General features: G+C 51.5%; 18 protein-coding genes. 10 read left to right on the forward strand and 8 right to left on the reverse strand.

What is annotated here, in order from left to right:
• Positions 1-32 precede the first annotated feature (32 nt).
• Positions 33-1,064, forward strand: coding sequence for a TMAO reductase system periplasmic protein TorT (torT, locus tag OGY67_RS17765; RefSeq protein WP_032942593.1), 1,032 nt, complete (start codon positions 33-35; stop codon positions 1,062-1,064).
• Here torT and torR read toward each other — a convergent pair.
• The gene (gene torR, locus OGY67_RS17770) at positions 1,037-1,729 is read right to left on the reverse strand and encodes a two-component system response regulator TorR (RefSeq protein WP_286574468.1); all 693 of its coding nucleotides are present in this window, start codon (positions 1,727-1,729) and stop codon (positions 1,037-1,039) included. The two genes, torT and torR, sit on opposite strands and share 28 nt — an antisense overlap.
• A gap of 131 nt (positions 1,730-1,860) precedes the next feature.
• Here torR and torC point away from each other — a divergent pair, with 131 nt between their 5' ends.
• Genes torC through torD form a run of 3 tightly spaced genes read left to right on the forward strand, consistent with a single transcriptional unit; the run spans position 1,861 to position 6,180 of the window.
• Entirely contained in the window at positions 1,861-3,039 is a 1,179-nt protein-coding gene (gene torC, locus OGY67_RS17775) for a pentaheme c-type cytochrome TorC (RefSeq protein WP_003831126.1), read from the forward strand.
• Positions 3,029-5,569: a trimethylamine-N-oxide reductase TorA gene (gene torA / locus OGY67_RS17780; protein ID WP_286574326.1), complete on the forward strand. Its 2,541-nt coding sequence runs from the start codon at positions 3,029-3,031 to the stop codon at positions 5,567-5,569. Before torC ends, torA begins: the two co-directional genes overlap by 11 nt.
• The gene (gene torD / locus OGY67_RS17785) at positions 5,566-6,180 is read left to right on the forward strand and encodes a molecular chaperone TorD (protein WP_111465964.1); all 615 of its coding nucleotides are present in this window, start codon (positions 5,566-5,568) and stop codon (positions 6,178-6,180) included. The genes torA and torD overlap by 4 nt, the downstream gene beginning before the upstream one ends.
• Before the next feature lie 55 nt (positions 6,181-6,235).
• On the opposite strand, the gene uspF is transcribed toward torD, so the two are convergent.
• On the reverse strand, positions 6,236-6,664 hold the full coding sequence (gene uspF, locus OGY67_RS17790) for a universal stress protein UspF (RefSeq protein WP_003831130.1): 429 nt from the start codon (positions 6,662-6,664) through the stop codon (positions 6,236-6,238).
• A 527-nt stretch (positions 6,665-7,191) separates the two neighbouring features.
• Between uspF and OGY67_RS17795 the strand changes: the two genes are divergently transcribed.
• Together OGY67_RS17795 and OGY67_RS17800 are read left to right on the forward strand one after the other, a co-directional pair.
• On the forward strand, positions 7,192-8,286 hold the full coding sequence (locus OGY67_RS17795; RefSeq protein WP_048235934.1) for a NapC/NirT family cytochrome c: 1,095 nt from the start codon (positions 7,192-7,194) through the stop codon (positions 8,284-8,286).
• Positions 8,287-8,306: 20 nt separating this feature from the next.
• On the forward strand, positions 8,307-10,751 hold the full coding sequence (locus OGY67_RS17800) for a trimethylamine-N-oxide reductase 2 (protein ID WP_032942601.1): 2,445 nt from the start codon (positions 8,307-8,309) through the stop codon (positions 10,749-10,751).
• Between the two features lie 69 nt (positions 10,752-10,820).
• Here the strand turns inward: OGY67_RS17800 and OGY67_RS17805 are convergent, their stop codons facing one another.
• The 5 genes from OGY67_RS17805 to cusR all read right to left on the reverse strand — a co-directional run bounded on the left by OGY67_RS17805 (position 10,821) and on the right by cusR (position 15,160).
• The gene (locus OGY67_RS17805) at positions 10,821-11,624 is read right to left on the reverse strand and encodes an MBL fold metallo-hydrolase (protein WP_235124864.1); all 804 of its coding nucleotides are present in this window, start codon (positions 11,622-11,624) and stop codon (positions 10,821-10,823) included.
• 83 nt (positions 11,625-11,707) lie between these two features.
• Positions 11,708-12,211, reverse strand: a complete 504-nt coding sequence (locus tag OGY67_RS17810) for a hypothetical protein (RefSeq protein WP_286574327.1) — start codon at positions 12,209-12,211, stop codon at positions 11,708-11,710.
• 372 nt (positions 12,212-12,583) lie between these two features.
• Positions 12,584-12,910 (reverse strand): PcoE/SilE family metal-binding protein, encoded by a 327-nt coding sequence (locus OGY67_RS17815; RefSeq protein WP_100272807.1) that lies wholly within the window; start codon positions 12,908-12,910, stop codon positions 12,584-12,586.
• Positions 12,911-13,035: 125 nt separating this feature from the next.
• A complete protein-coding gene (locus OGY67_RS17820; protein ID WP_063941362.1) occupies positions 13,036-14,487 on the reverse strand; it encodes a Cu(+)/Ag(+) sensor histidine kinase in 1,452 nt (483 codons plus the stop codon).
• Positions 14,477-15,160, reverse strand: coding sequence for a copper response regulator transcription factor CusR (gene cusR, locus OGY67_RS17825; protein WP_003831137.1), 684 nt, complete (start codon positions 15,158-15,160; stop codon positions 14,477-14,479). Before cusR ends, OGY67_RS17820 begins: the two co-directional genes overlap by 11 nt.
• A gap of 195 nt (positions 15,161-15,355) precedes the next feature.
• Between cusR and OGY67_RS17830 the strand changes: the two genes are divergently transcribed.
• The 4 genes from OGY67_RS17830 to OGY67_RS17845 all read left to right on the forward strand — a co-directional run bounded on the left by OGY67_RS17830 (position 15,356) and on the right by OGY67_RS17845 (position 21,642).
• The gene (locus tag OGY67_RS17830; RefSeq protein WP_100272806.1) at positions 15,356-16,738 is read left to right on the forward strand and encodes an efflux transporter outer membrane subunit; all 1,383 of its coding nucleotides are present in this window, start codon (positions 15,356-15,358) and stop codon (positions 16,736-16,738) included.
• Positions 16,739-16,770: 32 nt separating this feature from the next.
• Positions 16,771-17,118 carry a cation efflux system protein CusF gene (gene cusF / locus OGY67_RS17835; protein ID WP_048226186.1) on the forward strand — a complete coding sequence of 116 codons (348 nt, stop codon included), beginning with the start codon at positions 16,771-16,773 and terminating at the stop codon, positions 17,116-17,118.
• A 76-nt stretch (positions 17,119-17,194) separates the two neighbouring features.
• Entirely contained in the window at positions 17,195-18,487 is a 1,293-nt protein-coding gene (locus OGY67_RS17840) for an efflux RND transporter periplasmic adaptor subunit (RefSeq protein ID WP_100272805.1), read from the forward strand.
• Positions 18,488-18,498: 11 nt separating this feature from the next.
• On the forward strand, positions 18,499-21,642 hold the full coding sequence (locus OGY67_RS17845; RefSeq protein WP_103015055.1) for a CusA/CzcA family heavy metal efflux RND transporter: 3,144 nt from the start codon (positions 18,499-18,501) through the stop codon (positions 21,640-21,642).
• Positions 21,643-21,694: 52 nt separating this feature from the next.
• Here OGY67_RS17845 and rclR read toward each other — a convergent pair whose 3' ends face one another.
• Entirely contained in the window at positions 21,695-22,549 is an 855-nt protein-coding gene (gene rclR / locus OGY67_RS17850; protein WP_048214745.1) for a reactive chlorine-specific transcriptional regulator RclR, read from the reverse strand.
• Positions 22,550-22,759 lie beyond the last annotated feature (210 nt).

Here is a 22,759-nt window from a genome sequence, read left to right on the forward strand (position 1 = left end):
TAGGATAAAGCCTTATCAATGTTGAGGCTATCATGCGCGTATTGGTTTTCCTGTTAATCACGCTTTTTCCCGGTTTGAGTCATGCGGCTGGGGCCGCATTGCTGCGCTGGCAGGATACGCAGCAGGCAGTCCCGGAACTGCAATCGGACGTTACTGCAAACAAAGTCTGGAAACTGTGCGCGCTGTATCCCAGCCTGAAAGACTCATATTGGCTTTCCGTGAATTACGGCATGCTTGAGGCGGCTAGAAAATACGGAGTAAGTCTGAAGGTGTTAGAGGCGGGAGGGTATCGTCAGTTCTCCACGCAAAAAACACAAATCGCCCAGTGCCAGCAATGGGGAGCAGATGCCATATTGCTGGGTAGCAGCACGACGACTTTCCCGGATCTTTCCGCGCAGGTAGGCGCGTTGCCGGTCATTGAGGTAGTGAATGCGATAGACGATCCGACGGTGAAAGCACGGGTCGGTGTTCCGTGGTTCCAGATGGGGTATCAGCCGGGCCGCTATCTGGTCAAGTGGAGCGGCGGCAAACCGTTAAAGGTTCTGCTATTGCCAGGACCTGATGACGCCGGAGGCAGCCGCGAAATGGTGGCAGGATTCCGTCAGGCGATTGCCGGTAGTCAGGTGAACATCGTGGATGTGGCGTTGGGGGATAATGATATTGAAGTTCAGCGCAACCTGTTGCAGGAGATGCTTGAGCGTCACCCGGATGTCGATGTGGTTGCCGGTACGGCAATTGCTGCGGAAGCGGCGATGGGAGAGAAACGGAATCCGGGGACGCCGCTAACCGTGGTCTCTTTTTACCTGTCGCATCAGGTGTATCGCGGACTTAAACGCGAAAGAATCATTATGGCTGCCAGCGATCAGATGGTCTGGCAAGGTGAACTGGCGATTCAACAGGCGATCAGGGTGCTACAAGGGCAACCGGTACCGGAAAATATCAGTCCGCCGATCCTGGTGCTCACCCCGAAAAATGCCGACAGCCAGCATGTTCAACGCTCGCTGTCTCCTGGCGGGTTCCGTCCGGTTTATCTGTATCAGTACACGTCGGCCGCTAAAAAATAACCTTCGCCGTGCTGTGTCACCAGTAAATCAGCCCGTAGCTTGTGGCGCAAACGGCGGATCAGTACATCTACGGTGCGTAAGTCTGGATTGTCTACCCGTCGTGCCGAAAGCATACGCAGTAAACGTTCGCGGCTGAGAATTTCTCCCGGATTGGTGACAAAGGCGACCAGCATTTCATACTCGGCGCGGGTGAGTTTGATCGTCTCATCGCCCAGCTCCAGGGTATGCCGGGAGACATTCAGGCAGTATCCGGCAAACTGATAGCAGTTATCTTTGGTCTCCGGCTGTGCCTGGCGGGCAAGATCGATACGCCAGAGCAAATTTTTAACCCGAACCACCAGTTCACGTAGCTCCAGCGGCTTGGTGACATAATCATCAGCGCCCATTTCCAGGCCAACGATCCGGTCAATTTGATCGCTACGGCCTGTCACCAGAATGATCCCCACCGTTGAGCGTTCGCGCAGGGCGCGGGTCAGCATTAAGCCATTTTCGTCCGGGAGGTTGATATCCAACAGAATGAGATCGACAGGATATTGTGACATGATTTCACGCAGACCAGCTCCGCTGGCGGTGACAGAGACATGATAACCTTCCAGTTCAAAATATGCCTGTAACCTCGCCTGGGTAACGGGTTCATCTTCAACAATGACAATGTGATGCGGCATCCTGATGGTGTTCTCTTTCTGTTCATATCTGTTCACATTGTGCCGTAAGCCATTCATCCTGACCAGTGTTGCTGTTCACATTTGAGAAATAAGATCCTCTGTAACTAAACCATAAGATTACAGGGGCTATTATGCGGAAACTATGGAGGGCGCTGCTCAGACCGAGCGCACGTTGGTCAGTGTTGGCGCTGGTCGTTATCGGGATTGTGGTCGGTATTGCGCTGATCGTCTTGCCGCACGTTGGTATTAAATTAACGAGTTCTACCGAGTTTTGCGTGAGCTGCCACAGTATGCAGCCGGTTTACGAAGAATATAAACAGTCTGCGCATTTTCAGAATGCCTCCGGGGTGCGCGCAGAATGCCATGACTGCCACATTCCATCCGATATTCCAGGCATGGTGAAACGTAAGCTGGAGGCCAGCAACGATATTTACCAAACCTTTGTTGCCCACTCTATTGATACTCCAGAGAAATTCGAAGCCAAACGCGCTGAGCTGGCGGAGCGCGAATGGGCGCGAATGAAGGAAAACAACTCCGCGACCTGTCGTTCTTGTCATGACTATGATGCGATGGACCACGCGAAACAACATCCTGAAGCTGCGCGCCAGATGAAGATTGCGGCCAAGGACAACCAATCCTGTATCGACTGCCATAAAGGTATTGCGCACCAGCTTCCCGATATGAGCAGCGGTTTCCGCAAGCAGTTTGATGAGTTACGCGCCAGGGCGAACGACGATGGCGAGACGCTCTACTCTCTGGACATCAAACCTATTTATGCCGCCAAAGGTGATAAAGAACCTGCAGGCTCACTGCTGCCCGCTTCTGAAGTGAAAGTGTTAAAGCGTGACGGTGACTGGCTGCAAATTGAAATTGTGGGCTGGACCGAGAGTAATGGGCGTCAGCGCGTGTTGGCGCAACTGCCTGGCAAGCGCATTTTTGTGGCTTCCATTCGTGGCGACATCCAGCAGCACGTGAAGACGCTGGAGCAAACCACCGTTGCGGAAACGAATACGCCATGGAGTAAATTGCAGGCCACTGCCTGGATGCAGAAGGGCGATATGGTCAACGATATCAAACCTATCTGGGCTTATGCCGACTCGCTCTATAACGGAACCTGTAACCAATGCCACGGTGCACCAGAGAAAGAACACTTTGATGCTAACGGTTGGATTGGCACGTTGAACGGCATGATTGGATTTACCAGTCTGGATAAACGTGAAGAACGTACCTTGCTGAAATATCTGCAAATGAATGCCTCTGACACTACGGATAAGCCGCATGGCGATAAGGGAGAAAGCAATGAAAAATAACGATCTCTTTCAGGCATCGCGCCGACGTTTTTTGCTGCAACTGGGCGGCTTGACCGTAGCTGGTATGTTAGGGCCTTCGCTGCTCACGCCGCGTAACGCTAATGCCGCAGAGGTGCAGGGGGCAGGCGTCAAAGAGGGGATTCTGACCGGTTCTCACTGGGGGGCCATTCGTGCCACCGTGGTTGACGGTCGTTTCATTGAAGCCAGGCCGTTCGAGCGCGATAAATACCCGTCAAAAATGATCGCCGGACTCCCGGATCACGTACATGGTGGAGCGCGTATTCGCTACCCGATGGTCCGCGTGGACTGGTTGCGTAAACGCCATCAGAGCGATACCTCGCAACGTGGAGATAACCGCTTTGTGCGCGTTTCGTGGGATGAAGCGCTGGATTTCTTCTATCAGGAGCTGGAACGCATTCAGAATACTTATGGTCCGAGCGCGCTGCTAACGGCCAGCGGCTGGCAATCGACCGGGATGTTCCACAATGCTTCCGGGATGCTGGCACGTGCCATTGCGCTGCATGGCAACAGCGTGAGTACGGGGGGCGACTATTCCACCGGTGCCGCTCAGGTGATCCTGCCGCGCGTAGTCGGGTCAATGGAGGTATATGAGCAGCAGACTTCCTGGCCACTGGTACTCGAAAACAGCAAAACCATTGTGCTGTGGGGTTCTGACCTCATCAAAAACCAGCAGGCGAACTGGTGGTGTCCAGATCATGATGTCTACGAATACTACGAGCAACTGAAGGATAAAGTGGCGCGGGGCGAGATTTCGGTCATCAGCGTTGACCCGGTCATTACCTCGACTCACGACTACCTGGGCCGCGACAAGGTTAAGCACATCGCCGTGAATCCGCAGGCTGATGTGCCGCTACAGCTGGCGCTGGCACACACGCTGTATACCGAGAAGCTCTACGATAAGCATTTCCTCGAGAACTACTGCGTTGGGTTTGAGCAATTTCTGCCTTATCTGCTGGGAGAAAGTGACGGACAGCCTAAAGATGCCCAGTGGGCGGAAAAAATCTGCGGGATTGATGCTGAGACAATCCGTGAACTTGCGCGGCAGATGGCGGGCGGCAGAACGCAAATTATTGCTGGCTGGTGCGTGCAGCGTATGCAGCACGGGGAACAGTGGGCGTGGATGATCGTGGTGCTGGCCTCAATGCTCGGGCAAATTGGCTTACCCGGGGGGGGATTTGGCTTTGGCTGGCACTACAACGGCGCGGGCACCCCAGGGCGTAAAGGCGTTATCCTGAGCGGATTTTCTGGTTCCACCACCGTTCCACCGGTACATGACAGCACCGATTATAAGGGCTACAGCAGTACCATCCCGATCGCGCGTTTTATCGATGCGATTCTGGAGCCGGGCAAGAGCATCAACTGGAACGGTAAAACCGTCAAGCTGCCACCGTTGAAGATGTGCGTTTTTGCCGGGACCAACCCTTTCCATCGTCACCAGCAGATCAACCGTATTATTGAGGGCTGGCGTAAGCTGGAAACCGTTATCGCCATCGACAATCAGTGGACTTCGACCTGTCGATTCGCCGATATCGTATTGCCGGCGACGACCCAGTTTGAACGTAACGATCTCGACCAATATGGCAACCACTCCAACCGCGGCATTATCGCTATGAAGCAGCTGGTGCAGCCGCAGTTTGAAGCGCGTAATGATTTCGATATTTTCCGCGATCTTTGCCGCCGCTTTAACCGTGAAGAAGCGTTCACAGAAGGGTTGGATGAGATGGGCTGGTTGAAGCGCATCTGGCAGGAAGGAAGCCAGCAAGGGAAGGGACGCGGTGTTCATCTTCCGGCTTTCGACGTTTTCTGGAATCAGCAAGAGTACGTTGAATTCGAACATCCGCAGATGTTTGTCCGTCATCAGGCCTTCCGCGAAGATCCCGACCTTGAGCCTCTGGGGACGCCGAGCGGTTTGATCGAGATCTATTCGAAAACTATTGCCGATATGCAATATGACGATTGTCAGGGGCATCCAATGTGGTTTGAGAAAATCGAACGTTCACACGGTGGGCCTGGATCGCAACGTTGGCCGCTGCATCTGCAATCCGTCCACCCGGATTTCCGTCTGCATTCACAGCTCTGCGAGTCCGAAGCGCTGCGTAAGCATTACGCGGTAGGTGGCAAAGAGCCGGTGTTTATTAACCCGCAGGATGCCAGCGCCAGGGGGATCCGCAACGGCGATATAGTTCGTGTATTTAATGCGCGTGGACAAGTGCTGGCCGGCGCGGTTGTCTCCGATCTCTACTCGCCGGGCGTGGCGCGCATCCATGAAGGTGCCTGGTACGATCCTGATAACGGTGGAGAAAGCGGAGCGCTGTGTAAATACGGTAATCCGAACGTGTTAACCCTAGATATCGGCACGTCTCAGCTGGCGCAGGCGACCAGTGCGCATACTACGCTGGTGGAAATTGAGAAATATACCGGTAAGGTGGATAACGTGACGGCGTTCAGCGGCCCGATAAAAATGGTGGCGCAGTGCGAATATGTCCCGGCGGAGAAGGTGACGTCATGATGAAACACACCTCCCTGACGACAGAACAGATGGCCTGTGTTTATGCATGGTTGGCGCAAATGTTTTCCCGGGAGCGTGACGGTGAGGGATTAGCGCAATTGCAGTCCAGCGAAATGACGGAGTGGTTCACCGTGCTCAAAGGTGAACCGTCGCTTGAGGCCGATGTTCTTTTGCTGGAAGCGAAAATTGCCGCGCTCAAGGTACGTGAAGACGCTACCCTGGAACTGGCGGCTGATTTTTGCAGCCTGTTCCTGATGTCGGATAAACACGCCGCGTTACCCTATGCGTCGGCTCATCTTGAAGAAGGGCCAAACTACGGGGTCATTAAACAACTGTTATCTGATGCGGGCATGCAGGTAAGCGATACGTTTAGCGAATCAGCCGATCATCTGGCGATTTTTATCGAACTGCTGAGCCATCTGCATTTTTCTCTTGGTGAGCCAGGGGTTAGCCGTCAGCGTATTGATGCGTTGCGCAGAGAAACGCTGGCGGGGCTGTTACGCTGGTTACCGGAGTTCACTGCTAAATGCCGCCGATATGATGACTTTGGTTTCTACGCTGCGCTGAGCCAGCTGCTACTGGCATTTGTCAGGCTGGATCATCAGAACTGAGTGATAGCCTGAGCCACAGAAAAACGGGAGCATATTCGCTCCCGTTTTAACCCTATCACCGCACAACCAGCACCGGGCATTTCGCGTGGCGGACTACGGCTGCCGCCGTTGAACCCAGTAAATAAGTGCTAAACCCCGGTTTGTGTGAGGCGATGACGATAAGCTCGGCGTCAACCGCCTCCGCCAGCTTGAGGATCTGATCCTTCGGCGGGCCGTAAACGACGTGGGTCTGAGTCCTGCCGGCAGGAATATTGAACTGCTTAATAATTTCTTCGAGTTTTTCGCTGGCCTTAGCCTGCAGACCACTTCTGTCCGGAAATTCGGTAGAGTAGGCCAGTCCCAGCGAGGCATAGAACGGAACGGTAGGAATAACGGCTAAAAAGTGGACCTTCGCGGTTTTGGCATGCGCCTGGACCTGCGGCACAACATGACGAGTGAGATCGGCTTCAGAGATATCAATGGGCACCAGAATTGAGCGATACATATTCACTACCTCCTGTTTGTTTTACCTCTACCCTGAGTGTAGCGAAAGTTGTTTCTGTATAATAAGTGACCAGATCAAGGATGTGTGCATCAGTGCGCGTCATGAAGCAGTATGTACTGTAAGCCTATCTTGAATGTATTTCTCAGCAAAACCAAAAGAGATGTCCCCTCGTTAATGCTTGCCATCTCGAAATAGAAAAGGGTGCTTTTTTATATTTTTCATTGTATATTTAATTATATAACGATGGCCGTTAAGGGGGTAATTTCAACAGCGTTATGAACTCCGTAATTTTTTATTCTGACATCATCTTACTTTACAGATGTATAAACTTGGCAAGTGGTTTAAAAATCTGTTTTTAAAGAAAAAACAATAATTACATTTCGTTCTCACTAATTATGCGAGCCTCTTCAAACTTACCCATTTGCTGATTCTCATTTCTCTCCGCGCTTGATGAATATCAATAAATAGCTGCTTTAGGATATTTATTGTCTACCTCTAAAAGGGTATTCGTCTGATGGAATTAAAAGATGAGAAAAATAAATAAAACTATCCTATGGACGATGCTGCTGTGCATTGTTCTTGGTGCAGTTATTGTTTTGGCAGGGCAATGGACATTACATAAAACCTCGAGTACAGAATTCTGTTTGTCTTGCCATACGATGCAGGCGCCCTACGAAGAATATACAGGCTCGGTTCACTTCCAGAATCAGAAAGGTATTCGCGCAGAGTGCGCGGACTGTCATATCCCGGAGGGCGGTTTGGATTTTCTGGTGGCTAAGCTGCGGGCCTCAAAAGATGTTTATCATCAGTTCATAACCAAAAAAATCGATACCCCGGAAAAATTTGAAGAACACCGTCTGGAGATGGCGCAAACCGTTTGGGCACAGCTCAAGGCTAATGATTCTGCGACCTGCCGTAGCTGCCACAGTATGGACGCCATGGATCTTGCCGCACAAAGCGCGGATGCTCAGAAGATGCACAAAATGGGCATCGCGGAAAAGCAAACCTGTATTGATTGCCATAAAGGCGTCGCCCATTTCCCACCTGAAATAAAAATGGATGACAGTGCGCTTAAAGGACTTGAAGCGCAGTCAGCCTCCACCCCAGCTTCAGCAACTGAACTTTATGCTGTAAGCAACACCGCGCTTGGCGATCTGGGAACTGTTTACCCGGCAACCAAAATGCAGGTCCTGAAAACAACGGACAATGCGCGACTGGTCGAGATTCGCGGTAGCCAGATGCAAGGAAGTGAACAGGTTATTTACTACGCAGCAGGGCAGCGTTTGATTCTTGCCAGCCTGAGTGAAAAAGGTCAACAGTCGCTGAAGATCCTCTCCGACTGGAAAAAAGATGACTACGGCAATGCGTGGCGAGATGTCGTGCTGCAGGGCGAATGGAGCGGTTCCGCACTCGCCAGCCGTGAACCTATGTGGGATTACGCGCGCAAACTCGACAATGTTTACTGCGCGGGCTGTCATGCGCCAATTCCGGCGAATCACTTCACGCTTAACGCCTGGCCTTCAGTAGCCAAAGGGATGGGGGCCCGCACCAATATCAGTGAAACCGAACTGGATATCCTGAGCCGTTACTTCCAGTACAACGCTAAAGACATGAATAAATAAGCGATCAATCAGGAGAAATCATGAAACTCACAAGACGTGACTTTATTAAGACGGCTGGCGCGGCAACCGGGACAATGGCGATTTCTTCGGTGATCCCAATGCCAGCCTGGGCCGAAGGCCAGAATGGCGGAGCAATCCTGACGGCAGCACGTTGGGGTGCGGTATACGTGGAAGTAAAAGATGGAAAAGTGGTTTCCTCAAAAGGTGCGTTGCCGAAAACGGTGCCGAACTCATTACAGCAAACCGCGCCAGATCAGGTTCATACCAATATCCGCGTGAAGTATCCGATGGTGCGCAAAAGCTATCTGGAAAACCCGGGTAAAGCGGATGGCAAACGCGGTAACGATCCCTTTGTGCGGGTCAGCTGGGAACAGGCGCTGAAGCTCATTCATGAACAGCACAGCCGGATCCGCAGCAGCTATGGTCCCGCTTCGATATTTGCCGGTTCTTATGGCTGGCGATCCAGCGGCGTTCTGCATAAGGCGCAAACCTTACTGCAACGCTATATGAGCATGGCCGGTGGCTACGCTGGGCATACCGGAGATTATTCAACCGGTGCCGCGCAGGTGATCATGCCATACGTTGTGGGATCGGTTGAGGTTTATGAGCAGCAAACCACCTGGCCGATGGTGCTTGAGCACAGTCAGGTCGTGGTGCTGTGGGGGATGAACCCGCTCAACACCCTTAAGATTGCCTGGAGCAGCACGGATGAACAAGGGATCGAATACTTTAATCTGCTGAAGAAATCAGGGAAAAGCGTCATCGCCATCGATCCGATGCGTTCTGAAACCATCGAGTTCTTTGGTGATAATGCGACCTGGATTGCGCCACATATGGGGACCGACGTGGCAATGATGTTAGGGATCGCCCATACGCTGGTGAAGAAAAACCTTCACGACAAAGCCTTCCTGGAAAAATACACTACCGGATATCCGCAGTTTGAAGAGTACCTGCTCGGCAAGAGCGATAAAGTAGAGAAAACCGCCGAATGGGCATCTGGCGTGTGTGGCGTGCCTGCTGAGCAACTGGAAAAGCTGGCGGAAATTTTCTCCAGCAACAAAACCATGCTCATGGCAGGTTGGGGGATTCAGCGCCAGCAATACGGTGAGCAAAAACACTGGATGCTGGTGACTCTGGCGGCGATGCTGGGGCAAATTGGTACCGAAGGCGGCGGCTTCGGGTTCTCTTATCACTATTCCAACGGCGGTAATCCAACGCGTATCGGTGGGGTTTTACCGGCGATCTCCGCCAAAATTGAGGGTGGGTCATCGGCAGGTAATGACTGGGCGGTTTCCGATGCGGTGACCAGCCTGCCGGTAGCGCGAATTGTCGAAGCGCTGGAAAACCCAGGCGGCAAATATCAACATAACGGTAAAGAGCAAACCTTCCCGGATATCAAAATGATCTGGTGGGCGGGCGGCGCTAACTTTACCCATCATCAGGATACCAACCGCTTAATCAAAGCCTGGCAGAAGCCTGAACTGGTTGTCATCTCTGAATGCTACTGGACCGCTGCGGCCAAACACGCAGATATCGTTCTGCCAATCACCACTTCGTTTGAGCGTAACGATCTGACCATGACCGGTGATTACAGTAACCAGCATCTGGTACCGATGAAGCAGGTCATTGAGCCGCAGTTTGAAGCGCGTAGTGATTTTGACGTATTTGCCGATCTGGCTGAGATGCTTAAGCCGGGGGGGAAAGCTGTCTACACCGAAGGCAAAGACGAAATGGCGTGGCTGAAGCAGTTCTATGACGTCGCGCAAAAAGCCGCCCGCGCCCAGCGTGTTGCCATGCCTCAGTTCAACGCGTTCTGGCAGCAGAATAAGCTGATCGAAATGCGTGAGAATGAAAAGAATAACAAATATGTGCGCTACGCGGATTTCCGCAGCGATCCGGTGATGAACGCACTCGGAACGCCGAGCGGCAAGATTGAAATCTACTCGAAAACGATTGAAGGCTATCAGTATAAAGACTGTCCGCCGCATGCGTCCTGGATTGAACCGGATGAATGGAAAGGAACTGCGGATAAAGATCAGCTGCAGCTACTGACGGCGCACCCGGCACATCGTCTGCATAGCCAGCTGAACTACGCGTCGCTACGTAAAGAGTACGCGATTGCCAATCGTGAACCGGTGACGATTCATCCGGATGACGCAAAAGCCAGAGGGATTGCCGAGGGCGATCTGGTCCGCGTATGGAATGCTCGTGGACAGGTTCTGGTTGGGGCGCACGTCAGCGACGGCATCAAACCGGGTATCATCTGTATTCATGAAGGCGCATGGCCGGATATTGAAAACGGTATCTGTAAAAATGGCGGCGCGAACGTGCTGACGGCGGATATCCCGACTTCAAGACTGGCGAATGGTTGTGCCGGGAATACCAGCCTGGTATACGCAGAAAAATACACCGGTGAAGCGCCAAAACTCACCGTCTTTGATGAGCCAGCAATTGTCACCATGTAATGATGACTGATAAACGGGGGCCGTAAGGCTCCCGTTTTTTATTGCTGTTTGGGCAACGTTTTACTGTTGTTACTCAGCCAGCACTATCACATCTCCCGTTGCCGGGGCGTCAGTTCCCGGTAGCCACAATCGCCCCCACGAACCGGTGCAATGACAGCCGAGCAGTTTTTCGGGTTGCTGTTGCTGAATAAATTGTCGGGTCCGCCATAGCTTAGCGGGGGAGGCGGCGCGTAAATGAAAGCCACCGACCAGGGCATAAATTTTGTTAACCCCGGTGATTTTCTGGCAATGGCGTACGATGTTTTCTATTCCCCGATGCCCGCAACCGGTAATGATGACTAACCCGCGTGCAGATTTATAGATCAATACGCCTTCGTCACTGATGTAATCTGGCTGGAGTGTTTTCTCGCTAATCACGCCATAGGACTGTGGCGTGGGGACACTGATTTCCCCGGACCACAAAAAACGATCGCTGATAGCCAGCGGCTCGCGGGTGTATTCCATTATGAATCGAGAGTAGTTGTTATCACGCGAGAGTTTTTTAATTTTTCGTGGTATTCCCGCAACCGTTATCGATGCGTAACGCTCGCAGGCCAGTTGAGGATGGCAAATGATACGGCTGTTATCCGCAAGCCACGGCACGCCGCCGCAGTGATCATAATGACCGTGCGACAGCACTACGGCGGTTAATTGGGTCAGGTCCACGCCCATTTGTGCAGCGTTATGCATGAAGCTGCCATCCGGCCCGGTATCAAACAATATTGTGGTTGTTTCATCCTGAACTAACAGACTTAATCCAGGCTTGGCCAGTATTGATATTTCTGCGCCAGCAGCGCGTCGGTTTTCAAGCAGCACTGTGAGGGTTAAAGCCATGCCTGACTCCCGTATTAAAACGGCATACTGTAATGCATCGCTTTTGAGAGCGCTGTGATCGCAGCGCTCTTTAGCGTTATCCGTTATTCACGCACAATTTTGCCTGTGTTTCCTGCATCGCTGTCATTCCAGCTACCGTGACCATTTGTTTTAATCGTATAGGTGGCATAGCCGACACGGAAGGTCATCGTATCCTTATAGGTATTTACGTCACGCACTTCATTACCATTGACGTAAACGCCGGAATCTTCGACGTGAATATCAACGCTGCGTTGACCATTGGCAAATTTGGCCACGTAATTTCCGCTGAATTTGCCATCAATACCGGCATTATCGTGGTTATCCGTGTTAGTGGTATTTTGCTGTTTTTCACCATGATGATGACGATTCTGCTGGCCGTTGCTGTTCTCAATAAAGCCATGATCGCGGTTCCACTGATAGGATTTATTCACATCGCAGCCATTGAGTTCACTCATCTGCGTACAACCTGAACGTTCATACTTTTTCTGCATTGCCGGGGTAATTGCACATGCTGTTGTGGCAGTTGTCAGGCCAAGGACCAGGAGGGTTAGCAGACGTTTATTCATTTTTTACTCACTATCATCATTAAATTTATTTATAGGAATGCGAACTTTTTGACTGTCATGTTTACGACGACGGCAGTCTCCCATTAAATATTAATGAAGCATACCAGGGGGAATCCTAATTTATAATTAGGGTGGGGTGGTGAATGCTGTAATACGCAACATAATAAGCTGTTTATTTACTTATTTTATACAATCCGGGTAGAGAGCTAAGATGTATTTACTTTTAGAAGAAGGATTTAATGAATTATTAATATTGACATTAACGATGAAGTGGGACGCGGGCTTGTATATAAACAGGCCCGCGTGGGGAGAGTAGTCCACAATATTCAAACTTCGCGTATTTATGGATGTCGTTGTCAATATAGTTCGTCTTTACCCCTGAGTGGAGATCTGCGCGCGGTGCTGCTCGGCCTGTACCTCATGAGCAAATGAATGGCCGTTGTTTACCGATTGGTGAACAACCATCGCTTTTTCGTGTTCATTCATTTGTGAAAATGATTGCGCATTGGTTGATGTTGACGATGAATTATTTGCTTGCGCGGCGTGTGCTTGTGCCATTTTTTGATGTGCAGGAGCGTCGCTGTTATTCATCATTTCATGAGCCATTGCGGCCTGCTGATGCATTTTGGGTGTTTCTGCCGCATTAACGCCAGCTGAAATAAAAAACGCGATAGCTAAAAAAGAGGACATCTTATTCATCATATTTCTCCTGTTTGGGTTTACGGAAGAAAGTATAATTAATAGGGGCTGTCAGTGGCGTGACAGGATTATGACGGTTGTGTCAGACAACAGGTGATGACGGGTATAAGCGCCATCACCATAAATTACATCGCGTGCTTGGGCAGCGTCAGAATAAAGCGAGTGGCATGAGGGTCGGAAGTCACCGAGACTTTTCCTTGATGGGCAGTCACAATTGATTTCACAATCGCCAGACCAATGCCGCTGCCTTCGCCCTTACGCTGTCGTGAAGGGTCCACTCGATAAAAGCGGTCAAAGAGTCGCGGAAGATGTTGCGGGGGAATGGGGTTTCCGGGATTCTCAACGACTATCTGCACCTGGCCATCCGCCTCTTTCACCCGCACGGTTACCGACTCGCCTTTTGGCGTATAGCGCATGGCATTTGACAGCAGATTACTCATTGCCCGGCGTAACATTAATGGGTCGCCTGAAACCCAGCATGCGCGTCCTTCAAACCGTAAACCAACCTCACGCTCTTCAGCCCAGGCTTCGAAAAAGTCGAACACTTTACCGACCTCATCAGCCAGATTGAGCGCTTTTTTTTCTGGGATCAGCTGATTGTTATCCGCCTGCGCCAGAAACAGCATATCACTCACCATCTTCGACATACGGCCAAACTCTTCGAGATTGGAATACAGCACATCTTCCAGCTCTTTTTGGCTGCGGGTCTGGCTGAGCGCAATCTCCGTTTGAGTGACAAGGTTAGTTATTGGCGTGCGGATCTCATGGGCAATATCCGCTGAGAAGTTCGACTGCCGTTTAAATACGTCCTCGATGCGTTCGATCATGTGATTAAACGAACTCACCAGCTGTTCCAGTTCAATAGGAACAGCTTGCGGATCGAGGCGTACATCGAGATCTTTCGAGGTGATATTTTGGATGCGACGACTGACGTTACGAATTGGTTCATGACCTTTGTATACAGCGAACAACACGATAAAAACAATCATCATGCTAATCAGCGATGCTGTCATAATCAGCTTGTTTTTCAGATCGTTAATATAGTGCAGATGAAAGTCGATCGATAATGCCAGATACAGCGTATACGCTGGTTTTCCATCGGCAAGTTGTCCTACCGGCAGACGAATCATTCGCCAGTTAGACGATGTTTTCTGTCCGTGGATATGTTTGGAGGTTTGCAGTGTGGGGCCTGAGATAATAAAAACATCGCTGGCATGAGCATTTTTATCCGGCCTTGCACTGGCGATAAACTGCCGGAGATCCGGCGCATTGGGCGAATGGAAAATGGCCTTCTGGTTGCTATCTTCCAGAGAAATAATGACGTTCGAATAACCCGCCACCACATTTTTTAGCGTTTCCAGGCGGCGTGATTCTGGCTCGTTGGGTTGGTTAATAATCCTCTCCAGCGTGGCGCTAATCTCTTGTAAATCGTTGATGTCCTGCTCGGCGAAGTGGACTTTCACGGAGTGGATCATTATCCATGCAAAGGCGAAAAATGAAGCAATTGTCGCCAGGCTGATAAAAAAGGTCAGTCGTGTCGCCAGCGAAAAAGGGCGCCGCCATCGTTTACTGGTCATCAGGAACCTCAAGCATATATCCCACACCGCGCACGGTCTGAATCAGTTTCGGCTCAAAATCGTTATCAATTTTGGCGCGCAGACGCTTAACGGCGACGTCGATGGCATTAGTATCGCTGTCAAAATTCATATCCCAGACCTGGGAGGCGATCAGTGAGCGGGGTAAAACTTCCCCCTGATGGCGCAGGAAAAACTCAAGCAGCGTAAACTCTTTGCTGGTCAGGGTGATGCGCGTACCGCTGCGGGTGACTTTCCTGCTGACCAGATCGACCATTAAATCCGCGACCTGAAACTGGCTTTCAACAATCACCGCAGCGCCCCGGCGCAGCAGCGTTCTGACCCGTGCCAGCAGTTCGGCGAAGGCAAACGGTTTAACCAGGTAATCATCAGCACCCAATTCCAGACCTTTAACCCGATGTTCAATGGTACCCAGTGCGGTGAGGAGAAGAATGGGCATTCCTTTGTTGGCGGAACGCAGCATCCGCACGATATCCCAACCGTTTACATCCGGCAGCATGATGTCGAGTATGAGCAGGTCGTAATCGCCGGTCATCGCCAGGTGATACCCGTTCAGGCCGTTATCCGCCAAATCCACAACAAAACCCGCTTCCGTCAGGCCTTTCGTCAGGTATTCACCGGTTTTTTTCTCATCTTCGACTATCAAAACCTTCATCGCATTCTCCTTCTCGCACTGGTTGTGCGGACTTTCAATTCTAGGGAAGCGGGATCGGATAGCAATCTGTTATTGGGAAAATGACAGTTTTGTCATTTTCCTGTCACCGGTTAAACAGAGTCACTTCGTTAAAGTACAAGACTATAAATTCCTACTTATTTTAGGGACATCAGTCCGGTCAGGACGAGAAGAACTATGAGCAAATTTAAGCTTCTTACTCTCAGCGCTATATTCGTGCTCGCTGGTTGTTCATTGGCGCCGGACTATCAGCGCCCGGCCTTGCCGGTGCCACAGCAATTTTCTTTAAGCCAGAATTCCCTGGTGTCGGCTCCTGGTGAATACCAGGACACGGGGTGGCGAACCTTTTTTGTTGACGACCAGGTGAAGGCGTTGATTGGTGAGGCGCTGATCAATAACCGCGATTTACGCATGGCGACGCTGAAGGTTCAGGAAGCGCGAGCGCAGTATGGCGTCACGGACGCTGACCGTTATCCGCAAATCACGGCAGGCTCCAGCGGTACCTACAGCGGTAAATTAAAAGGTGATAGCAGCACCGATCGTGAATTCGAAGCTGGACTCAATCTCAGTTTCGACCTGGATTTCTTTGGGCGGCTTAAAAATATGAGTGAAGCCGAACGGCAGAACTTCTTCGCCAGCGAAGAGGCGCGTCGGGCGGTGCATATCTTATTAATTTCCAACGTGTCGCAAAGCTATTTCAACCAGCGTCTGGCTTACGCGCAGTTGCAAGTTGCCGAAGAAACGCTGCAAAACTATCAGCGCTCTTATGCTTTTGTAGAGAAGCAACTGATAACCGGTAGCACCAACGTACTGGCGTTGGAACAAGCGCGCGGTGTGATTGAAAGTACGCATAGCGAAATTGCCAAGCGTAAAGGTGAGTTGGCACAGGCCAATAACGCGCTGCAACTGTTGCTGGGTACATACGGGAAATTACCCGATGACCAGGCGCGCAGTCGTGGGGATATTAAACCGGTAACGCTGCCGCCATCGTTGTCGTCGCAAATACTGTTGCAGCGCCCGGATATTATGGAAGCTGAGCACGGATTATTGGCGGCAAATGCCAATATCGGTGCTGCGCGGGCGGCATTTTTTCCGTCGATAACGTTGACAAGTTCCGTGTCCAGTAGCAGTAGCGATCTTTCCAATTTATTTAATGCCTCCAGCGGCATGTGGAATTTTGTCCCCAAAATAGATATTCCAATCTTCAACGCCGGACGTAATCAGTCCAATCTCGACCTGGCAGAAATTCGCCAGCAACAGTCAGTAGTGAATTACGAACAAAAAATTCAGAACGCGTTTAAAGAAGTGGCGGATGCACTGGTGTTACGCCAAAGCATTGCCGATCAAATTAGTGGGCAGCAGCGTTATCTGGATTCATTGCAAATCACACTACAGCGCGCCAGAGCGCTTTATCAGAATGGCGCAGTTAGCTATATCGAAGTATTAGACGCAGAACGTTCTTTATTCGCTACGCGGCAATCGCTGCTCGATCTTAATTACGCCCAACAGGTTAATGAAATTAAACTGTTTGCTGCCTTAGGCGGCGGTTGGGTGGAGTAATCCTTAATATTAACTTTTCAGGAGCATGATGTATGAATACTACCGCCAAAGCCGTACTGTTTAGCCTTTTCTCTGTGGTTATGTTTAACGCCCAGGCCAATGAAAATCAGCATGGCGAGATGATGAATATGCAGCCAGCGGCTCAACAGGAACAACGCATTAGCGCTACCGGGGTGATTGAAGCTGTTGATATGGAGAGTAAAAAAATCACGATCAAACATGACCCTATTCCAGCGGTGAACTGGCCGGCCATGACGATGCGCTTTACGCTGGTTGCTGATACGAAGGCTGATGATATTAAGCCAGGCGATAAGGTCGCGTTTACGTTTGTTCAGCAGGGAAATCTCTCTGTGTTACGCGATATTCACATCAGTAAATAACGTTCTCGCTGGTCTCTTTTATTCTTGCCCGGGTTTTTGCGAACGCGGGCGAGACTATCGCGCAATGGAAATCACTATGGCGTCTTTAAATATTAAAAATACCGCGCTTATTCTCGGTAGCATGATTGCCGGCGGGATTATTTCTGTCGGTGTTTATACTTATTATTCATCGGCAAAAATATCGTCTGTAGCCGGGCCAGTTCAGCAAAAAGAAGCCAGAAAAGTGTTGTTCTGGTATGACCCCATGTATCCGAACACGCGCTTTGATAAACCGGGTAAATCGCCGTTTATGGATATGGATCTGATCCCGAAATATGCCGATGAAGAGACCGCGAACGCGTCATCGCCTGGCGTGCGCATCGATCCTACACAGACCCAGAACCTGGGGCTGAAAACAGAGCCAGTGCGTCGTGGACCACTGCACTACGCGCAAACTTTCCCGGCCAACGTTAGTTATAACGAATACCAGTTTGTTATTGTCCAGGCACGCTCTGCGGGCTTTATCGAGAAGGTTTACCCGCTGACCGTGGGGGACAAAATTAAGAAGGGTTCGCCGCTGATCGACCTGACTATTCCTGATTGGGTTGAGGCGCAGAGCGAATATTTATTGCTGCGGGAAACGGGCGGTAGCGCGACGCAGGTGGAAGGGATTCTGGAGAGATTACGTCTGGCTGGAATGCCTGAAGCAGATATCCAGCGCTTAAAATCGACGCGTAAAATTCAGACTCGCTTTACCCTGAAAGCGCCTATCGATGGGGTGATCACCGCATTCGATTTGCGTACCGGTATGAACATTTCCAAAGACAATGTGGTCGCGAAAATTCAGGGTATGGACCCGGTATGGGTTAGCGCGTCGGTCCCGGAATCTATCGCCTGGCTGATTAAAGATGCCTCGCAATTTACCATCACCGTGCCCGCCTGGCCGGATAAGCCTTTCACCATCAGCAAGTGGAGTATCTTACCAAGCGTTGATGCTACCACGCGTACGCTCCAGCTCCGTTTACAGGTCGATAACCCCGACGAGGCGCTCAAGCCCGGGATGAATGCTTACCTGCAACTGAAAACACAAAGCGAGCCAATGCTGCTGATCCCGTCTAAAGCACTGATTGATACGGGTACCGAGCAGCGGGTCATCACCGTTGATAACGAAGGCCGATTTGTGCCGAAACAGGTTGCGGTATTCCATGAATCCCAGGGGCTGACGGCTATCCGCTCCGGCCTGAGCGAAGGCGAAAAAGTGGTGTCCAGTGGCCTGTTCCTGATTGATTCCGAAGCGAATATCTCTGGCGCACTGGACCGTATGCGCGCCCAGAACAGTAAGGCGCAAGACGCAGCCGCCATGCCAGCCCAGGCGACCCATTCACACTGAGGACATGATAAATGATTGAATGGATTATCCGTCGTTCGGTGGCAAACCGTTTTCTGGTGATGATGGGGGCGCTGTTTCTTAGCGTCTGGGGAACCTGGACCATCATCAATACGCCGGTTGATGCGCTGCCCGATCTCTCTGATGTTCAGGTGATCGTCAAAACCAGCTATCCGGGGCAGGCGCCGCAAATTGTTGAAAATCAGGTGACCTACCCGCTGACCACCACCATGCTGTCGGTACCGGGTGCGAAAACCGTGCGCGGTTTCTCGCAGTTTGGTGATTCCTACGTGTACGTCATTTTCGAAGATGGTACCGATCCTTACTGGGCGCGCTCGCGCGTACTGGAGTATCTCAACCAGGTTCAGGGAAAATTACCGGCTGGCGTTAGCGCGGAAATGGGACCGGACGCCACGGGCGTCGGCTGGATATTTGAGTACGCGCTGGTGGATCGCAGTGGGAAACATGATCTGGCGGAATTACGCTCTCTTCAGGACTGGTTTTTAAAGTATGAGTTAAAAACGATTCCTAACGTGGCGGAGGTCGCTTCGGTAGGCGGCGTGGTTAAACAGTATCAGGTCGTTATCGATCCGATGAAGCTGACGCAATATGGCATCAGCCTGGCGGACGTGAAATCGGCGCTGGATACGTCGAATCAGGAAGCGGGCGGCTCATCTGTTGAGATGGCTGAAGCGGAATATATGGTCCGCGCCAGTGGATATCTGCAAACGCTCGATGATTTCAATAACATCGTCCTGAAAACAGGGGCCGACGGTGTACCTGTTTACCTGCGCGATGTGGCGCGCGTACAGATTGGGCCGGAAATGCGCCGCGGGATCGCCGAACTGAATGGCGAAGGCGAAGTCGCGGGCGGGGTGGTTATCCTGCGTTCCGGTAAAAATGCGCGTGAGGTGATCTCTGCCGTTAAAGCCAAACTCGACACGCTGAAAAGCAGCCTGCCGGAAGGCGTAGAGGTAGTTACAACATACGATCGCAGTCAGCTCATCGATCGCGCCATTGATAACCTCAGCTACAAGCTGCTGGAAGAGTTTATCGTCGTGGCGCTGGTGTGCGCACTGTTCCTGTGGCATCTACGTTCGGCGCTGGTGGCGATTATTTCCTTGCCGCTGGGGCTGTGTATCGCGTTTATCGTGATGCATTTCCAGGGTTTGAACGCCAACATCATGTCGCTAGGGGGAATTGCCATTGCCGTCGGGGCGATGGTTGATGCCGCAATCGTGATGATTGAAAACGCCCATAAGCGGCTCGAAGAGTGGGGGCATCAGCATCCGAATGAAAAGCTCGATAACGCAACGCGCTGGAAGGTTATTACTGACGCCTCGGTAGAAGTCGGCCCGGCATTGTTCATCAGCCTGTTGATCATCACGTTGTCGTTTATCCCCATTTTCACGCTTGAGGGGCAAGAGGGGCGACTGTTCGGCCCGCTGGCGTTCACCAAAACGTATGCGATGGCAGGCGCGGCATTTCTGGCGATTGTGGTTATTCCTATCCTGATGGGGTTCTGGATCCGTGGAAAAATACCGGCCGAAAGTAGCAACCCGCTTAACCGTTTTCTGATCCGTATTTACCATCCGTTGTTGCTGAAGGTGTTGCACTGGCCCAAGATCACCATTCTGGTGGCGGTGCTTTCAATACTGACGGTTGTCTACCCGCTGAATAAAGTCGGTGGTGAATTCCTGCCGCAGATTAACGAAGGCGATCTGCTGTATATGCCTTCGACATTGCCGGGGATCTCAGCGGCGCAGGCAGCGGACATGCTGCAAAAAACCGACAAGCTGATCATGACCGTTCCGGAAGTGGCGCGCGTGTTTGGTAAAACCGGTAAGGCAGAAACCGCAACAGACTCCGCACCGCTGGAAATGGTTGAAACGACGATCCAACTGAAGCCGCAGGACCAGTGGCGTCCGGGGATGACGATGGACAAAATCATCGCCGAGCTGGACAAAACCGTACGCTTGCCGGGGCTGGCGAATCTGTGGGTTCCGCCGATTCGTAACCGTATCGACATGCTCTCTACGGGGATCAAAAGCCCAATTGGCATTAAGGTGTCGGGTAATGTTCTGGCAGATATCGACGCCACGGCGGAGCAAATTGAAGAGGTGGCCAGAACCGTGCCGGGTGTCTCTTCGGCGCTGGCCGAGCGTCTGGTGGGCGGACGCTATCTCAACGTAGATATTAATCGTGAAAAAGCGGCCCGGTACGGCATGACCGTAGGTGCTGTGCAGCTGTTTGTCACTTCAGCGGTAGGAGGGGCAATGGTGGGCGAAACGGTGGAAGGGATTGCACGCTATCCTATCAACCTGCGCTATGCGCAGAGCTATCGTGATAGCCCGGAAGCATTGCGTAATCTGCCGATTCTGACGCCCATGAAACAGCAAATTACGCTGGCGGATGTCGCCGATGTGACGGTGGTTTCGGGGCCTTCGATGCTGAAAACCGAAGATGCGCGACCAACCAGTTGGATTTACATCGACGCCCGAGATCGTGACATGGTCTCAGTGGTAAACGATCTGAAAAAGGCTATTGCTGAAAAGGTCCAGTTAAAGCCTGGGACCAGCGTGGCGTTTTCAGGGCAATTCGAGCTGCTTGAGCGCGCCAGCCATAAGCTCAAGTTGATGGTGCCAATGACGCTGATGATTATCTTCGTCTTGCTTTATCTGGCCTTCCGTCGCTTTGGCGAAGCGCTGCTGATTATCACCAGTGTGCCTTTTGCGCTGGTGGGCGGCATCTGGTTCCTTTACTGGATGGGTTTCCATATGTCGGTCGCAACCGGAACCGGATTTATCGCCCTGGCAGGTGTTGCTGCGGAGTTTGGCGTGGTGATGCTGATGTACTTGCGCCACGCTATTGAAGCCGAACCCGCGCTGGAAAATCCGCAAACCTTTACGGCGGACAAGCTGGATGAAGCGTTATATCACGGTGCTGTGCTGCGCGTGCGGCCAAAAGCGATGACCGTGGCGGTGATTATCGCGGGTCTGTTACCTATCTTGTGGGGGACGGGAGCAGGCTCAGAAGTCATGAGCCGCATCGCCGCGCCGATGATTGGCGGTATGATCACCGCGCCATTGCTGTCGCTATTCATTATTCCGGCTGCGTATAAGCTGATGTGGCTGCACAGACACCGCGGTCAAAAATAATGCTCTAAAGCGCGCGCCTGCATTCGGATTTGTTACCGAAGCAGGCGCTGCGTTATACCTCCAGTGCCTTCACGCGTTTGCGGTACTCGCCCGGCGTGCAGCCAAATTCCCGTAAAAAGACTTTATGGAATGACGATTCGCTGGCGTAGCCTACCGACTCGGCCACCACAACCAATGGCTGCGACCCACGTGACAGCATCTGGGCAGCGAATTGCAGGCGTAAAGTGGTTAATACTGCGAGCGGCGTGGAGTTTGAGACTTCACGAAATAGCTGCGCGAAGCTGGCCCGCGACATATGCGCACGTTTCGCCAGTTCTTCGACGGTCCAGGCAAACGCCGGTGACTCCAGCATCATGAAGACGACAGCCCCTAGTTTGGGATGAAGCAGTAGATTCAACACGTTTTGAACGGGGGTCGCCTTGGTTAACCATTCGCGAACGGCTAAGGCGAACAGTGTGGCGCATTGTTGACTGCAGACTACACTGGAACCTGGCAGAGTACTCATGGATTCCTGTTGCATCAACGCAATCATGGCCTTGAGCCAATGGCTGACAGGGCTATTTTCATCAGGTGCCAGAACCAATACTTCCGGTAACGCAGTTAAAAAATAGCGTGAGGAAGCGTGCAATCGAAGGCTGCCACAAACAATGTGTGTTTGTTCATCGCCAGACTGGCAGAGCCGATGTGCGGAGTTTTGCGGCAGGATCACGATAGTACCGGGCCGCAGAGTAAAAGATGTCCCATCGGGCATGTCCAGTTGGGCTGCCCCTTGTGTGACCGTATGCCAGCGGATAATGGACAATTCACCTGCTGCGTGAGGCAGTTGCCAGTCCCTGCTCAGTAGGCAGTTTTGGTCAATTGAGCCTTGTGGGTCGTTAAGCATCAGTAATCGGCTAAGGGCATCCATGGAGACTCCTGAACATTTTTTGTTGTCGTTTATTGAAACGATATTATCTCTTTATTTCATTATTATATTAATACCTTCAAAGTGTTAGTGTAATAATTCATTCTCGAAATGTTAGTCATCTTTAAGGCTAATTTAGACGATCTGACAGTTATCTGCGAGTTGTGGATACATTGTTTCGGCAGAGTTAGAGCTATATTTCAGTTCATCAAA

The organism is Citrobacter sp. Cpo015 (assembly GCF_030333035.1).
Classification (GTDB): domain Bacteria; phylum Pseudomonadota; class Gammaproteobacteria; order Enterobacterales; family Enterobacteriaceae; genus Citrobacter; species Citrobacter portucalensis.

What these genes read in the sequence shown, in the direction of transcription:
- torT (WP_032942593.1), top strand. Translation starts at nt 33, where the DNA reads ATGCGCGTATTGGTTTTCCTGTTAATCACGCTTTTTCCCGGTTTGAGT.
- torR (WP_286574468.1), bottom strand. Translation starts at nt 1,729, where the DNA reads ATGCCGCATCACATTGTCATTGTTGAAGATGAACCCGTTACCCAGGCG.
- torC (WP_003831126.1), top strand. Translation starts at nt 1,861, where the DNA reads ATGCGGAAACTATGGAGGGCGCTGCTCAGACCGAGCGCACGTTGGTCA.
- torA (WP_286574326.1), top strand. Translation starts at nt 3,029, where the DNA reads ATGAAAAATAACGATCTCTTTCAGGCATCGCGCCGACGTTTTTTGCTG.
- torD (WP_111465964.1), top strand. Translation starts at nt 5,566, where the DNA reads ATGATGAAACACACCTCCCTGACGACAGAACAGATGGCCTGTGTTTAT.
- uspF (WP_003831130.1), bottom strand. Translation starts at nt 6,664, where the DNA reads ATGTATCGCTCAATTCTGGTGCCCATTGATATCTCTGAAGCCGATCTC.
- OGY67_RS17795 (WP_048235934.1), top strand. Translation starts at nt 7,192, where the DNA reads ATGAGAAAAATAAATAAAACTATCCTATGGACGATGCTGCTGTGCATT.
- OGY67_RS17800 (WP_032942601.1), top strand. Translation starts at nt 8,307, where the DNA reads ATGAAACTCACAAGACGTGACTTTATTAAGACGGCTGGCGCGGCAACC.
- OGY67_RS17805 (WP_235124864.1), bottom strand. Translation starts at nt 11,624, where the DNA reads ATGGCTTTAACCCTCACAGTGCTGCTTGAAAACCGACGCGCTGCTGGC.
- OGY67_RS17810 (WP_286574327.1), bottom strand. Translation starts at nt 12,211, where the DNA reads ATGAATAAACGTCTGCTAACCCTCCTGGTCCTTGGCCTGACAACTGCC.
- OGY67_RS17815 (WP_100272807.1), bottom strand. Translation starts at nt 12,910, where the DNA reads ATGAATAAGATGTCCTCTTTTTTAGCTATCGCGTTTTTTATTTCAGCT.
- OGY67_RS17820 (WP_063941362.1), bottom strand. Translation starts at nt 14,487, where the DNA reads ATGACCAGTAAACGATGGCGGCGCCCTTTTTCGCTGGCGACACGACTG.
- cusR (WP_003831137.1), bottom strand. Translation starts at nt 15,160, where the DNA reads ATGAAGGTTTTGATAGTCGAAGATGAGAAAAAAACCGGTGAATACCTG.
- OGY67_RS17830 (WP_100272806.1), top strand. Translation starts at nt 15,356, where the DNA reads ATGAGCAAATTTAAGCTTCTTACTCTCAGCGCTATATTCGTGCTCGCT.
- cusF (WP_048226186.1), top strand. Translation starts at nt 16,771, where the DNA reads ATGAATACTACCGCCAAAGCCGTACTGTTTAGCCTTTTCTCTGTGGTT.
- OGY67_RS17840 (WP_100272805.1), top strand. Translation starts at nt 17,195, where the DNA reads ATGGCGTCTTTAAATATTAAAAATACCGCGCTTATTCTCGGTAGCATG.
- OGY67_RS17845 (WP_103015055.1), top strand. Translation starts at nt 18,499, where the DNA reads ATGATTGAATGGATTATCCGTCGTTCGGTGGCAAACCGTTTTCTGGTG.
- rclR (WP_048214745.1), bottom strand. Translation starts at nt 22,549, where the DNA reads ATGGATGCCCTTAGCCGATTACTGATGCTTAACGACCCACAAGGCTCA.